Origin of the sequence: Streptomyces sp. NPDC053493, assembly GCF_044544825.1 — a bacterium.
Taxonomy (GTDB): Bacteria; Actinomycetota; Actinomycetes; order Streptomycetales; family Streptomycetaceae; genus Streptomyces.
The window spans coordinates 477858-491297 of record NZ_JBITXS010000005.1 but is presented as its reverse complement, the minus strand read 5'-3'; the positions used below and the strand labels follow the sequence as shown (position 1 = coordinate 491297).

At 72.6% G+C, this 13440-nt stretch carries 11 protein-coding genes and 1 rRNA gene; 3 read left to right on the top strand and 9 right to left on the bottom strand.

Translation table 11 applies throughout. The features are described from left to right. A 5S ribosomal RNA gene (rrf, locus tag ACIGO8_RS18560) occupies positions 1–92 on the top strand; the annotation flags it as partial. A 111-nt stretch (positions 93–203) separates the two neighbouring features. After that, positions 204–2273, top strand: a complete 2070-nt coding sequence (locus ACIGO8_RS18555) for a pentapeptide repeat-containing protein (protein WP_399731259.1) — start codon at positions 204–206, stop codon at positions 2271–2273. Here ACIGO8_RS18555 and ACIGO8_RS18550 read toward each other — a convergent pair. Both ACIGO8_RS18550 and ACIGO8_RS18545 read right to left on the bottom strand, forming a co-directional pair. After that, positions 2270–2962 (bottom strand): response regulator, encoded by a 693-nt coding sequence (locus tag ACIGO8_RS18550; protein ID WP_399731256.1) that lies wholly within the window; start codon positions 2960–2962, stop codon positions 2270–2272. The two genes, ACIGO8_RS18555 and ACIGO8_RS18550, sit on opposite strands and share 4 nt — an antisense overlap. Continuing rightward, on the bottom strand, positions 2959–4077 hold the full coding sequence (locus ACIGO8_RS18545; protein ID WP_399731252.1) for a sensor histidine kinase: 1119 nt from the start codon (positions 4075–4077) through the stop codon (positions 2959–2961). Before ACIGO8_RS18545 ends, ACIGO8_RS18550 begins: the two co-directional genes overlap by 4 nt. A 346-nt stretch (positions 4078–4423) precedes the next feature. Here ACIGO8_RS18545 and ACIGO8_RS18540 point away from each other — a divergent pair, with 346 nt between their 5' ends. Further along, a complete protein-coding gene (locus ACIGO8_RS18540; RefSeq protein WP_399731250.1) occupies positions 4424–4990 on the top strand; it encodes a GNAT family N-acetyltransferase in 567 nt (188 codons plus the stop codon). Here the strand turns inward: ACIGO8_RS18540 and ACIGO8_RS18535 are convergent. From ACIGO8_RS18535 to ACIGO8_RS18505, 7 genes are all read right to left on the bottom strand, one after another. Then, positions 4987–6903, bottom strand: a complete 1917-nt coding sequence (locus ACIGO8_RS18535) for a type VI secretion protein (protein ID WP_399731247.1) — start codon at positions 6901–6903, stop codon at positions 4987–4989. The genes ACIGO8_RS18540 and ACIGO8_RS18535 overlap by 4 nt on opposite strands. 1 nt (position 6904) lies before the next feature. After that, on the bottom strand, positions 6905–8308 hold the full coding sequence (locus tag ACIGO8_RS18530) for an ATP-binding protein (protein ID WP_399731244.1): 1404 nt from the start codon (positions 8306–8308) through the stop codon (positions 6905–6907). Between the two features lie 19 nt (positions 8309–8327). After that, on the bottom strand, positions 8328–9881 hold the full coding sequence (locus ACIGO8_RS18525; protein ID WP_399731241.1) for an SCO6880 family protein: 1554 nt from the start codon (positions 9879–9881) through the stop codon (positions 8328–8330). After that, positions 9878–11239 carry a hypothetical protein gene (locus tag ACIGO8_RS18520; RefSeq protein WP_399731238.1) on the bottom strand — a complete coding sequence of 454 codons (1362 nt, stop codon included), beginning with the start codon at positions 11237–11239 and terminating at the stop codon, positions 9878–9880. Before ACIGO8_RS18520 ends, ACIGO8_RS18525 begins: the two co-directional genes overlap by 4 nt. Beyond that, entirely contained in the window at positions 11229–12029 is an 801-nt protein-coding gene (locus tag ACIGO8_RS18515; RefSeq protein ID WP_399731236.1) for a hypothetical protein, read from the bottom strand. Before ACIGO8_RS18515 ends, ACIGO8_RS18520 begins: the two co-directional genes overlap by 11 nt. A 151-nt stretch (positions 12030–12180) precedes the next feature. Next, the gene (locus tag ACIGO8_RS18510; protein ID WP_046908545.1) at positions 12181–12489 is read right to left on the bottom strand and encodes a hypothetical protein; all 309 of its coding nucleotides are present in this window, start codon (positions 12487–12489) and stop codon (positions 12181–12183) included. Between the two features lie 259 nt (positions 12490–12748). After that, positions 12749–13309, bottom strand: coding sequence for a hypothetical protein (locus tag ACIGO8_RS18505; protein ID WP_399731233.1), 561 nt, complete (start codon positions 13307–13309; stop codon positions 12749–12751). Positions 13310–13440 lie beyond the last annotated feature (131 nt).

Sequence of the window (13440 nt, the reverse complement as noted above, 5' to 3'; positions counted from 1 at the left end):
CGCCCGGTTACATTCCGAACCCGGAAGCTAAGCCTTTCAGCGCCGATGGTACTGCAGGGGGGACCCTGTGGGAGAGTAGGACGCCGCCGAACAATTTTTAGCCTCAACCCCTGGACCTGGTCCGGGGGTTGAGGCATTTTTGCGTTCTGCCGAGGGTATCGGGCCGGGGGTATCGGTGGGGCGAGGGCCGGGGGGCGGCGATCGTGGACTTCGGGTTGTGGGACGACTGGGTTCGGGCCGTGGCGGGAGTGATCGTCACCAGTGCGGCGATCGTGCTGCTCTGGCGGGGCGTGGCGAAAGCGGCCGCGTTCAAGGACCCCCATCGGCGGACCGGGCGGCGGATCCTCCTGGTGCCGCGCCGGCTGGTGCGCGGCCGGCCGGCGGATCTGCGGCCCGTGGTGCGGGGAGCGCTGGCCCTGCGGCGGTATCACGGGGCGGCCGGTGCGGCGACCGTGAACGAGGTGCTGGCCCGGCTGGTCGAGGCCGACCGGTCGGCGCGCGTACTGCGTCGCGGGCGGCGTATCTGGGCCGGGTACGTGCCCGCGACGTGGGTGGTGGCCGGGTTGGTCGTGGCGGCATGGCTGGCGACGTACGAGGCCGTCATGGACGGCCCGGGTGCCTATCTGCCGAGTCCGACCGAGGCCTTCGAGACGGTCTTCGGCTCCGCGGGATTCGTGGAAGGCGGAGAAGGTTGCACGGGCTTCTCCCTTCTGCGCGGCTGTGAGGACTGGGTCATTCCCTGGTGGGAGGGCGCCGAGTCCGGTTTCGTCTTCGGAGGCTGTCTCACGCTGGTCGTCGGGGCGTGGTGGATCCGGCGGGCCGCGCTCCGCGACTTCGCCGTGTGGGAGAAGCAGGAGCCGCCGCTCGTGGCGTGCCTGGAGGCGCTGGCGGCGTGCCGGCAGGCGTTGCGGACGCCCGCCCTCGAGGCCTCCGTGCTCGACATGAGCGTGGCGGAACTACGGGCCGGCCTGCGCGACTTCGCGCGGTGGGGCCTGCCCGCGGACGCGGAGCGGCGGGCGGAGCTGGAGGCGCACGGCGCGCGGGTCGCGGCGACGCTGCTGGCGGCCTCGGGGCGGGTGCTGCGGGAGGGCACGGCGACGTCCGCGCTTCCCGACCTCGTACGGCTGCTCGCGCAGGTGCAGGACCGGCTGCACGGCTCCCGGTGGTACGCCCTGCTCGACGACTCCCTGCTCGTGCCGCTGCCCGTGCCTCCGCCCGGCCCCGTACCGCCGACGCCGGGAACGGGTACGGCGGGTGCGACGGGTGGGGAGAGGCCGGCCGAGGCGGGGCGCTGGCAGCGGTACACGGCGATAGCGACCGCGCTGCCGACCGTTCCGGCGCTGCTCGCGCTGGGATTCACGGCCGTCACCCTCACCCAGGCACGGGACGCGCTGCGCGTCTCCGAACGGGACCAGGTCGCGTCGAGTTACAACGACACGGTCGCCAATCTCGGCGACGAGTCCATCAACGTACGCATCAGCAGCATCTACGCCCTGCAGCGGATCATGAAGGAGTCGCCGCGGGAGCAGCCGGCGGTCGTCGAGGTGCTCTGCGCCTATGTGCGGGACAAGGGCAGGACTCCTGCCAAGAGCAAGGTGGAGGCCGCGCACAAGAACGCCGAGACGCGTCCGCCCGACGACGTCCAGGCGGCGCTGAACGTGCTGGGTTCCCGGCCGCCCGAGGTGGAGGGCGAGCGCGTGATGAACCTGCGCGGGACCTTCCTCGTCGGGGCCGACTTCACCGACGGGAACTTCTCGGACGCCGACTTCAGCAACGCCGACCTCACCTTCGCCCAGTTGGACGGCGAGTTCGACAACGTCTGGTTCCACGGCACGGTCCTTCGCGGCGCAGCGCTGAGCGGTGGCGAGTTCCTCCGCTCGGAGTTCGGCGGGGCCGACATGGCGGGTATCTGGTGGGACGGTGCGGTGCTGCAGGGCGTGGATCTGCAGGGCGTCGACCTCAGCGGGGCCCGGCTCGGTTTCCTCGACGACCGGGCCTCCGTCGACCTTGACTACGCGAAGCTGTCGGGCGCCAACCTGACCGACGCCGACCTCACCGGGGCGTCGCTGAGGAACGCGCATCTGGAGCGGGACGCCGAGAACCAGCTGCCTGCCGCCGATCTGACGCGTACGAACTTCACCGACGCGGATCTGCGGGAGGCCACGCTGGACGGAGTGGATCGCAGCACGGCCGTGTGGGACGGGGCGACGTTCGAGGAGGACGATACGGAGGACGCGGAGGACGGTGAGGGGCTGGACGAGGATCCGCGTTAGGAGGCCGGCGTCACCAGGCCCGTGTCGTAGGCCAGGATCACGGCCTGGACGCGGTCGCGGGAGCCGGTCTTCGCGAGGATGCGGGTCACATGGGTCTTCACCGTGGACTCGGCGAGGTGGAGACCGGTGGCGATCTCGGTGTTGGTCCGGCCCTCGCCGATGTGGGTGAGGATCTCGCGTTCGCGTTCGGTGAGGGCCTCAAGGCGCGGGTCCTGCTTCCGGAGGCGGGTGTCGGTGGGCGCGGGAGCGGCGGCGGCGCCGGGCGGGAGGCGGTGGGCGAAGGTGTCGAGGAGGCGCCGGGTGAGGCTGGGCGCCACCACGGCGTCGCCGCTCGCGACCGCGCGGATGCCGGCGAGGAGCTCCTCGGGCTGGGCGTCCTTGACCAGGAAGCCGCTCGCGCCGGCGCGCAGCCCGTCGTAGGCGTACGCGTCGAGGTCGAAGGTCGTGACGATCAGGACCCGGGTGCGGGCGCCGGCGGCGACGACGCGGCGGGTGGCCTCGATGCCGTCGAGGCCGGGCATGCGGATGTCCATGAGGACCACGTCCGGGTGGTGGCGGTCGACGAGGCGGACGGCCTCCGTGCCGTTGGCGGCCTCGCCGACCACCGTCATGTCGTCCTGGCTCTCCAGCAGGAGGCGGAAGCCGAAGCGCTGCATCGGCTGGTCGTCCGCGATCAGAACGGTCGTCACGAGGGTCGGTCCTCCCGGGTCGGGTGGGGAAGGCGGAGCCGTACGCGCCAGCCGGCGTCGTCTTCCGGTGGTGTGCCGTGTTCGAGTGTGCCGTCGTAGAGGGCCGCGCGCTCCCGCATTCCGTTCAGGCCTTGGCCGTTGTCCTGGCCGTTGCCGTTGCCGTTGCCGTTGCCGTTGCCGTTGCCGTTGCCGTGGCCCGTGTCGGTGACGGTGACGACCACGGCGTCCGGTTCCCGTACGAGCGTGACCGTGGCCTCCGCGCCCGGGCCCGCGTGCTTCAGCGTGTTCGTCAGCGCTTCCTGCACGACCCGGTAGACCGTGAGCTCGGCGCCGGCGGACAGGGAGTGGACGCCGGGGTCGAGCTCCGTGGTCACCGGGAGGCCCGCGGCGCGTACGCCGTCGATCAGGGCCGGGAGGTCGGCGAGGCCGGGCTGGGGCGTCCGTACGGCCGTCTCCTCGTCCTCCCTCAGCACGCCGAGCAGCCGACGGAGCTCGGCCAGGGCCTGGCGGCTGGTGGTGCCGATGGCGTCGAGGGCCTGGGCGGCGCGTTCGGGGCTCTTGGCCGCCGCGTACCGGCCGCCGTCGGCGAGGCCGGTGATCACGGACAGGTTGTGGCCGATGATGTCGTGCATCTCGCGGGCGATGCGGGCGCGTTCGGCGGCCGCCGCGAGCCGGACCTCCTGCTCGCGTTCCTCCCTGCGGGAGCGGACCGTGATGCCGAGGAGGGCGACCAGGGCGTACGCCCAGAGGGCGGGCACGACCTGCTGGTCCCAGGAGCCGCGCGGGAAGCGGACGGCGCCGGTGACCAGCGGCGGCAGGAGCAGGGACGCGGCCCACAGCAGGGCGCGGGGCGGGAGGGCGAGCGCGATGTGGAAGACGGGCAGGGCCTGGAGGTACGCGGCCTGGAGGGAGGCGCCGGAGGCCGTGCTGACGAGCGTCGCGGCGGCCGTCACGGCCAGGACGGCCAGGGGCCGGCGGCGGCGCCAGTAGAGCGGGAGGCACATCGCCAGGGTGGTGACGACGACCAGCCAGACGGGGACGGACGGGTCGGGGGCGGTGTTCCGCCAGCCGCCGGCGGCGTCGACGAGGGCGGCGGTGGTCCAGCCGGCGGTCACGGTCGCGTCCCACAGCCAGGGCCGGGCGGTGTCGAAGGCGCGGAGTCGGGCGGCGAGTTGCCGGACGTAGCGGCTGGGTCCGCCTGGTGCGGCTGGTCCGCTCGGCCCGGCCGGTCCGCCTGCTCCGGCCGGCCCGCCCGGTCCGCCTGGTGCGCTCGGTCCGCCTTGTTCCGTCGCCACCGTTCCCGTTGTCGCCACCCGCACATCCTCGTACGTCCTGCGTCGTCGTGGCGTCGTACCGAAGGTGGGCGGTGGCGGGCCGGCGTCGTACCCCGGTACGACGACACCTGGCCTCCCGATCGAAAAGCCCTTGTCAGAGGCGTGTCGAGGTGGCGAGGATCCGGGCATGGACTTTTCGATACGTGGCATCCGCGCCGACGAGTGGGAGAAGGTGCGCGAGCTGCGGCTCGCCGCCCTGCAGGACCCGGTCGCGCACATCGCTTTCCTCGAGACGTACGAGGACGCCGCCGAGCGGCCCGACTCCTTCTGGCAGGAGCGGGCGGCGGGCGGCGCCGAGGACGGTGCCGGGCGGGTGCGCCAGTTCGTGGCGGAGACGCCGGAGGGGCGCTGGATCGGCACCGTGACGGTGCTGGTGGAGCGGCCCGCGGACGAGGTGCGCTTCGGTGAGGCGGCGAAGATCGACCAGACGCACCTGGTGGGTGTGTTCGTACGGCCCGAGGCGCGCGGCGCCGGTGTGATCGACGCGCTGTTCCGGACGGCGGTGGAGTGGTCCTGGACGCTGCCGGAGCCGCTTATCGAGCGGGCGCGGCTGTATGTGCACGAGGACAACGCGCGGGCGGAGGCGTTCTACCGGCGGTTCGGCTTCGTCGCGACGGGCGAGCGGGTGTCGATGCCGGGCAGCGAGACGGCGGAGGAGCTGGAGTACGAGTTCCGGCGGCCGGCCGGCGTCTAGCGGGCCTTCGTGAGGTCGACCGCCCGGTGCTGAGGAAGCGGCTCGGGCCAGCGGGCACGGGCCTGCTCCGGCGAGCGCATCAGGGCGAGGGCCGGCAGGCCGAGGGCCGCGCCGTCGGCGACGAGTTCGGGAAGCCGGGGAAGCGGCGCGACGGCGGCGACGTCGTCCAGGACGAGCCTCATTGGTGGGTCGAGCCGACCGTCGGATGACCGTGCGGCCATGCGGCGGCCGTGCTCGACCACGCTTGCGGCGAGGGCGGTCAGCAGTGGCATCGCGCCCGGGTGGGTGCGCGGATCCTCGATCGGTTCACCCACCACGTAAAGAGTGCCCTGTTCGGCGACGAAAGATGCGAGCGTGAGCGAATCCGTTCGATTCGCCGTGCAGGCGTCGCGGATGTGCACCGAGGAGAGGGCGGAGAGCGCCCGGGCCGTCAGTTCCTGGGCGGCGCGGCGGCGTTCGGGGTGCGCGGTGAGGGCCGACTCGAGGAGGCCGGCGTGGCCGGCGGCGGCCTTCGGGTGGGTACGGAGGATCCGTACGGGCTCGTGGGCGTCGGCGCCCTGCGCCCAGCGGTGCACCTGCTTGAACGGGCGGCCGTCGGTGGCGGCGGCGTGCAGCCAGCAGCGCAGGAGCGTTTCGGCGGTGTCGGCCAGGGCCGCGTCGAGCCGCGCCTGCGGGCGTACGGGCGCGAGCAGCGCCACGGCCCGCTCGCGCGCGGCGTCCGGGTCCTCGCAGCCCTCCGCCGGGCTCCAGTGGAGGCGGGCGGGCGTGTCGCACAGGTGGCCCGGGTCGTAGACGAGGACGGGGCCGAGCTTCCCGCGCGCGTCCTTGGTCTCCGCCCACAGCCGTGGATCGGACGTCACGACGAGGGCGGCGCCCTCGGCGTCCCGCACCGCCTGCACGGCGAGCGGCCGCCGGGCGGCGGCGGGGCCGTACACGATCCGGGGCGCGTCCGCCGCCGTCGCCGGCCCGGCGGGCGCGGGGCTCGACGCGTCGGGCCTGCGCGGCGCGTCGGGCCTGCGCGGCGCGGGAGGCCGGCCGGCCCGGCCGGTGGCGTCGGCCTGCGCGTACGGCTCCGTGCCGTTCGTGTGCGGGGTGGCTTCGTCGTACCCGGCGAGACCGGTGTACGCGTCGGCGTCGGCGCGGCCAGTGTGCCGGTCGGCCTCGCCGGGGGCGCCGTCGCGCTGGGCGAACTCGTCGTACGCGGCCGTACGGCCCGTGAGGCCTTCCGTGTGCCCCGGGACCGGCCCGACGGTGCCAGGCCTTCCGGCGCCGGCGCGCCCGCCGTGGTCGCCGTACGCGCCTGCACCGCCGGTGGGGCCCTCGGTGTGCCCCGGGACCGGCCCGACGGTGCCAGGCCTTCCGGCGCCGGCGCGCCCGCCGAGCTCGTCGTAGCCGGCCGCACGGCCGTCGCGATCGGCGCGCCCGCCGTCATCGCCCGCACCGCCCGTGCGCCTCCCGGGGCCCGCACCCTCACGCCCGGCGGCGCCGTACTCGCCGTACTCCTCGTGCTCGCCGCGTGTCCGGCGCGCCGCCGTGGGGCCGTACGCGCCCGTCTTGCGGTGGGCGCGGACGGTGCGCCAGCGGGTGAAGGTGCCCACGGCGAAGATCGTGAGGACGGCCAGGATCATCGCCTCGCCGATGACGAGGCCCCAGAAGAGGCCGTAGCCGGAGAGGGAGCCGGGCGGGGTGTCGGGCCAGGCCGCGGGAAGGTCGGTCGGGGCGGACATCAGGGAGCGGAGGGCGAGCGGCGTGCGCGTGAAGGTGACGCCCTCGGGCCAGGCGCCGTGGGACAGGAGGGCGGACAGGCCGGTCGCCGTCCAGGTCAGGACGGCGAGGCCGAGCAGCAGGGCGAGGAGCCCGACCACGAGTCCGTCGGGGACGCCGCCGCCCTGCCGCTTGGGAGCCTGCTCCACGTCACGCCACCGTGGACTGTGAGGAGTCGTTCATCTGCTGCTCGATGAGCAGCGCGCGCTGTTCCGTCTCCCATTCCAGCTGCTGGTCGGTTACGGAGGGGCCGGAGGACTCCGTCATGGCGCGGTCGGTGTAGACGAGCGGGCGTTCCTTCTCGGTGATGAGGTGTTTGACCACCTGCACGTTGCCGTTGACGTCCCAGACGGCGATGCCGGGTGTGAGCGTCGGGATGATCTCGACCGCCCAGCGTGGCAGGCCGAGGACCCGGCCGGTGTTGCGGGCCTCGTCGGCCTTCTGGGCGTAGATGGTGCGGGTGGAGGCCATCTTGAGGATCGCGGCGGCCTCCTTCGCCGCCGCTCCGTCGACGACGTCGGAGAGGTGGTGGACGACCGCCACGAAGGAGAGGCCGAGGCGGCGGCCGAACTTCAGCAGGCGCTGGAACAGCTGGGCGACGAAGGGGCTGTTGATGATGTGCCAGGCCTCCTCGACGAGGAAGATGCGCTTCTTCCGGTCGGGGCGGATCCAGGTGTGTTCCAGCCACACGCCGACGATCGCCATGAGGATCGGCATGGCGATGGAGTTGCGGTCGATGTGGGAGAGGTCGAAGACGATGAGCGGGGCGTCGAGGTCGATGCCGACCGTCGTCGGGCCGTCGAACATGCCGCGCAGGTCGCCGTCGACCAGACGGTCGAGGACGAGGGCCACGTCCAGGCCCCAGGCCCGTACGTCGTCTATGTCGACGTTCATGGCCTCCGCCGACTCCGCCTCCGGGTGGCGCAGTTGCTCGACGATGTCGGTGAGGATCGGCTGGCGTTCGGTGATGTGCTCGTTGACGTACGCGTGGGCGACCTTGAGCGCGAAGCCCGACCGCTCGTCGAGGCCGTGGCCCATCGCCACCTCGATGATGGTGCGCAGGAGGGCGAGCTGGCCCGTGGTGGTGATGGCCGGGTCGAGCGGGTTGAGGCGGATGCCGGCGTCGTTGGCGACCATCGGGTCCAGGCGGATGGGAGTTATCCCCAGCTCCTGCGCGATGAGGTTCCATTCGCCGACGCCGTCCTCGCCCTGCGCGTCGAGGACGACGACCTGGCGGTCGCGGAAGCGCAGCTGGCGCAGCACGTAGGTCTTCTCGAGCGCGGACTTGCCGTTGCCGGACTCGCCGAGGACCAGCCAGTGGGGTGCGGGGAGCTGCTGCCCGTACAGCTGGAAGGGGTCGTAGATGTACCCCTTGCCGCTGTAGACCTCGCGGCCGATGATCACGCCGGAGTCGCCGAGGCCGGGGGCCGCGGTCGGCAGGTAGACGGCCTGGGCCTGGCCCGTGGAGGTGCGGACGGGCAGGCGGGTCGTCTCGACCTTGCCGAAGAGGAAGGAGGTGAAGGCTTCGGTGAGGACGGACAGCGGATCTCGCATCGGTCGGTGCCCCTTCGGCCTAGCGGCGGATGCCGGTCGCGAACGGCAAGGTGTTCACAAAGGCCCGGTGGTGCTCGCGGTCGCACCACTCCAGCTTGAGGTACGACTTGCCGGCGGAGGCCCTGATCGTGCGCTTGTCCCGGGCCAGGGCCTCGGGAGAGCGCGCCGATACGGTGATGTACCCGACGAGGTTGACGCCCGCCGCGCCGCTGGCGAGATCTTCACCCCGCTGGTCGAGCCGGCCGTGGGCGGCGATGTCGCGCGGGTCGACGGTGCGGTTCATCTTGGCCTGGCGGGAGGCCTCGGCCTCGTCGTTGGTCTTCTCGGTGAGCATCCGTTCGATGGCGACCTCGGTGGGTTCGAGGTCCATGGTGACGGCGACGGTGCGGATGACGTCGGGCGTGTGGACGAGGAGCGGGGCGAGGAAGTTGACGCCGACCGGCGTCATCGGCCACTCCTTGATCCAGGCGGTGGCGTGGCACCAGGGGGCGCGGGTGGCGGACTCGCGGGTCTTGGCCTGGAGGTAGGTCGGTTCCACCGCGTCGAGTTCGGCCGGCCAAGCGTTTCGTTTCGTCATGGCCTGGATGTGGTCGATGGGGTGGTCCGGGTCGTACATGGAGTGGACGAGGGAGGCGAGCCGGGACTGGCCGAGGGGCTGGCGGACGCGGATGTCGGCCTCGGCGAGGCGGGCGCAGATGTCGGTGAGTTCGCGGGCCATGACGACGGCGAGGCCGGCGTCGCGGTCGAGCTTGCGGGCGCCGGAGGCGTGGCGGGCGGCGCGGGCCATGGCGTTGGCCTCGGCGGCGAGTTCGCGGGTGTAGTGCATGCAGGCCACGAGGTAGGCGCGGTGCTGCTCGCTCGAGGTGGAGACCATGGACTGGAGCTGGTCGTACGACTCCTGGAGCCAGGCCGGGGCCTGGTGGTCGCCGCGCTGGGCGACGTCCTTGGCGTGGGCGTCGGGGTCGGCGGGCAGCGTGCGGGCCAGCATCTGGAGGCGGGTGACGAAGCCGTCGCCGTTGGCGACGTGCTTGAGGAGGGTGCCGAAGCGGTCGACGAGGGCTTCCTGGTCCTCGGAGTCGCGCAGGCCGACGCCCGGGCCCTCGATCTCGATGGCGGCGGTGACGGTGCGGCGGTCGGCGTGCAGGAGGACGGCGATCTCGTCGGGGCCGAAGGGCGCGGAGAGCCAGTTGATGCGGCCGATGCCGGGCGGCGGGCCGATCTCGACCTCGCGGCCGTCGAGGCGGGTGCCGGCCTCGACGGCGGCGGAGCGGTAGGCGGTGCCGCGCTTGAGCATCCGCTTGTAGCTGCGGTTGATCTCGAACCACTTGTAGAAGGTGCGGTGCTTGTACGGGACGTAGACCGCGGCCAGGGCGATCATCGGGAAGCCCATGAGGAGCACGATCCGCAGGGACAGGACGGGGACGATCAGTCCGCTCATCATGCCGAGGAAGGCGCCGGCGATGATGAGCGCGATCTCGCCGGTCTCGCGGTTCTTGCCGACGATCGCGTTCGGCCGGGCGCGGCCGATGAGATACGTGCGGCGGGGCGAGACCGGCTGGGACTGGGTCGTCAACGCCCTGCACCTCCTGAGTTCTTGCTGTTGCTGCTACGGCTGCTGTGCGGGGTACCCGCGGTGGGACTGCTGCTGCGGGGCGCGGGCGGGGGCGTCACTCCGGGCGTCGCTCCGCTCGGGCCGCCGGAGCCGCGGCTGCTGTGGGCGGCGACGCCGCCGGAGAGCGGGTTGGCGGGGCGGGCGCCCTGGCCGGGGCCCTGGCCGCCGGCGCCGCCGCCGTCGCTGCGGGTGCTGTGGGTCTTGATGCCCTGGGAGACGAGGGAGGCGGGAGAGGAGATGACGGCGGCGGCCGCGTTCTCGCCGGCGCGGTGGAGGCGGTTGTTGCGGGAGGCGACGATCTCGTCGCCGAAGCCGGGCACGAAGCGGTAGATCATCGCGGAGGCGAAGATCGCGAGCAGGATGATCGCGAGGCCGGAGACGACGGCGGAGAACGCGTCGGGGCCGGTGCCGGAGGAGAGCGCGCCGGCGAGGCCGAGGACGATGACGATGACCGGTTTGACCAGGATCACCGCGATCATGATGCCCGCCCAGCGGCGGACGTGGCCCCACATGTTCTTGTCGACCAGGCCGGAGTAGACGACGACGCCGAGGAGCGCGCCGACGTAGAGGAGGACGGCGCGCAGCACGAGCTCCAGGTAGAGCACGCCGGCGGCGAGGATCGTCACGAGCGAGACGATGATCAGCATGATCGGCCCGCCGCCGATGCTGTCGCCCTTCTCCAGGGCCTGTTTGAAGCTGCCGAAGAAGACGTCGGTCTGCTGGCCGGTGCCGGAGGCGATGACCTCGGTGACGGCGTCGGTGGCGTTGACGACGGTGTAGAGGATCAGCGGGGTGAAGGCGGAGGCGAGGACGGTCAGCCAGAGGAAGCCGATGGCCTCGGAGAGGGCGGTGGTGAGCGGGACGCCGCGGATGGCGCGCTTGGCGACGGCCAGCAGCCAGAGGAGGAGGGTGAGGAAGGTGGCGGCGGCGAAGACGATGGCGTAGCGGCCGAGGAACTGGAGGTTGGTGAAGTCGACGGCGGCGGTCTCCTTGACGGCACCGGAGAGGGTGTCGACGACCCAGGCGGCGGCCTTGGCGCAGCCGTTGGCGAGGGAGGAGAGCGGGTCGAGCGCGGCGGACGGGTCGTCGAGCCGCGGCCGCACGCCGGAACCGGCGCCGCCGGTGGACTGGCCGTTTTCGCAGTATTCCCTTGCGGGGCCGACGATGAGGTCGCACTGGCCCTTGGCGGACGGTGTCGGCGTCGGTGTGGGCGGCGGAGTGGGTGCCGCGTACGCCCGGGACGCCAGCAGCACGGCGGTGGCCTGGGCGGTCGCCAGGGCCGTGGTCACGCGGAGCGCGGTGCGGGAGTTAGCGCGCATAGGTGAAGCCTCCGAACTCCTGGACGGCCTTGGCGATGGCGTCGGCGTCTGAGGCGGTGCGGTCGGTGTTCACCGGTGCCGGCCCCTCCTTCTGGGAGAAGGAGTCGACCTTCCAGTCGCTACCGGACCAGCGCAGGGCGAGCGTCATCGTGAACCAGTCGTTGGTCACGGGGTTGGTCGAGCCGATACCGGCCGTGCCGAACACGCCCGTGCACCAGACCTCGACGGTCGCGCTGGTCTCCGTGTACTCGGTCACCTTGGTGCCGACGGGAGCCGTGCGCGACACGTAGGTCATGCCCGGGGCGGCGTTGCCGTGCTCGTCCAGGCCCAGCTTGTCGAGGAAGTCCTTGCTGTACGCCTGGTTCAGCTTGGCCTCCAGTTCGGCGACCTTGTCGTCGGCGAACAGGCTGCGGACGATGTCCGTACGGCGGTCCGGCTTGAGGATGTCGGCCGAGACGAGCGCCACCGCGTAATTCGCCGCCGCGCTCTGCGCCCCCTGTTCGTCCCTCGCGAAGCCTGACGGGATCGTGTCGTTCTTGCCCGTCACGGGGTGGACGCCCGTCGCCGCGGTCGAGGTCGGCTTGGTGGGGGCGTCGGGGCCGGCGCCGGTGGTCGGGGTGTCGGGGCCTTCGCCGCCGCGGTTGGCGAGGGCGATGGCGGCGACGAGGAGGACCACCACGCCGACGATCGCCAGGAGGGAGCGGGAGCCGCGGGCGGCCGGGGGCCGCGGGGTGCCGGAGTCGGGGAGGCGGGTGCGGGTCTGGCCGTCGTGTTCGTCGCCGGGGCTCATGCCGGGCACGCCCTCTCAGCCGTTCGCGGGGACGACGGGTACGAAGGGTGGGACGGGTGGGACGGGTACGACGAAGGCCGTACTGGGTTCCGCGTGGGCGCGGCGTGGTGACTGGACATCAGGGAACGCGACCTCGTTGGTGAGAAACGGGTTAGACGGCCATCCCGTACACGATGGTGAAGAGCGTCCCCAGTGACCCGATGATGAAGACGCCGGTCAGTCCGGCCACGATCAGGCCCTTGCCCTGTTCGGCGCTGAAGGTGTCGCGCAGGGCCGTCGCGCCGATGCGCTGCTTGGCCGCTCCCCAGATGGCGATGCCGAGGCAGAGCAGGATGGCCACGGCCATCACGACCTCGATCATCACCTTGGCCTCGGCGCCCAGGCTCCCGAAGGGCCCCCAGTTCGGGGCGATTCCACCGATGATGGTGGTGATGTCGCCCTTCTCGGCCGCCAGGTACATGTAACTCACCGCCCCTGTTGGGTAGTTCGTCGCCCTTGCCCGATGGCATGGGTCGTCGACCCTATCTTCGCTGATGAAACCGCTCGCGTGTGACGGCTTGACGGCTCTCTTTACCCGTTCACCGCACACTTGACCGATCTGACCGCCTTGACCTGCGGCGGTGTGGCCGACTTGTATGCGAGGACGCGTATGGTCACTCTGTGTATCACGGAGGGTGACTCCGGGCAATGATTGTCGTTGTGGCACCTTTGGGGCGGCGTCAGGAGGCGCGCGGTGTCCACTCCTCGCCGACCGCCGCGGCGTCGGCGACGTCCTGCGGGACGCGGGCGCAGGGCGTGTAGCCGGTCAGGAACAGGGACGTGGTGCCGCTGTTCCAGGCGAGGTCGAACTGGTCGCCGGTGGCCGGGTCCTGGGCGCGGAAGCCGAGTTCGGTCCAGTCCTCGCCCTGACGGTTGCCGTCGTGGGTGATCTTCCAGCCGGCCGTCGTGAAGGCCCGGCGCAGCCGTGCCTCGGCGGGCCGGGCGGCGCCGGCGGGGACGTCGGGGACCGTCCAGCCGAGGCCGAACGTGACGGCGTCCCGGGCGGTCTCGTCGACGGCGAGGCCGCCCTTCTGGCAGCTGTGGCGGGGCTCGACCCGGGCCGGTGCCACCGGCTCGTGGCGGGGCAGCGCCATCGCTCCGTACGCCCACTGGGCGCGGTCCGTGAGGCGCCCGGACAGGACCGCCGGGTCGCCGGCCGGGTAGTCGTGCTCGAGGGCCGAGCAGCCCGTCGCGGTCAGGGCGGTGACGGCGAGGGCCAGGGCGGCGGCGGTCTTCCTCATGACGGCGACGGTACGGAGCGGGTGGCGCCGGCCGCGTGAGTACGGGTACTCAATCCGGCCGTGCGGCGCGCCGGGCGGAGGGCCGGAGGGTCCCATGGTCCGAGAGGAGGTCCCGGCCGCGGCCCGGAGGG

Bases quoted from the DNA above. Each gene is read 5' to 3' on its own strand.
- ACIGO8_RS18540 (WP_399731250.1), top strand. From the start codon at position 4,424: ATGGACTTTTCGATACGTGGCATCCGCGCCGACGAGTGGGAGAAGGTG.
- ACIGO8_RS18530 (WP_399731244.1), bottom strand. From the start codon at position 8,308: ATGCGAGATCCGCTGTCCGTCCTCACCGAAGCCTTCACCTCCTTCCTC.
- ACIGO8_RS18520 (WP_399731238.1), bottom strand. From the start codon at position 11,239: ATGCGCGCTAACTCCCGCACCGCGCTCCGCGTGACCACGGCCCTGGCG.
- ACIGO8_RS18515 (WP_399731236.1), bottom strand. From the start codon at position 12,029: ATGAGCCCCGGCGACGAACACGACGGCCAGACCCGCACCCGCCTCCCC.
- ACIGO8_RS18510 (WP_046908545.1), bottom strand. From the start codon at position 12,489: ATGTACCTGGCGGCCGAGAAGGGCGACATCACCACCATCATCGGTGGA.
- ACIGO8_RS18505 (WP_399731233.1), bottom strand. From the start codon at position 13,309: ATGAGGAAGACCGCCGCCGCCCTGGCCCTCGCCGTCACCGCCCTGACC.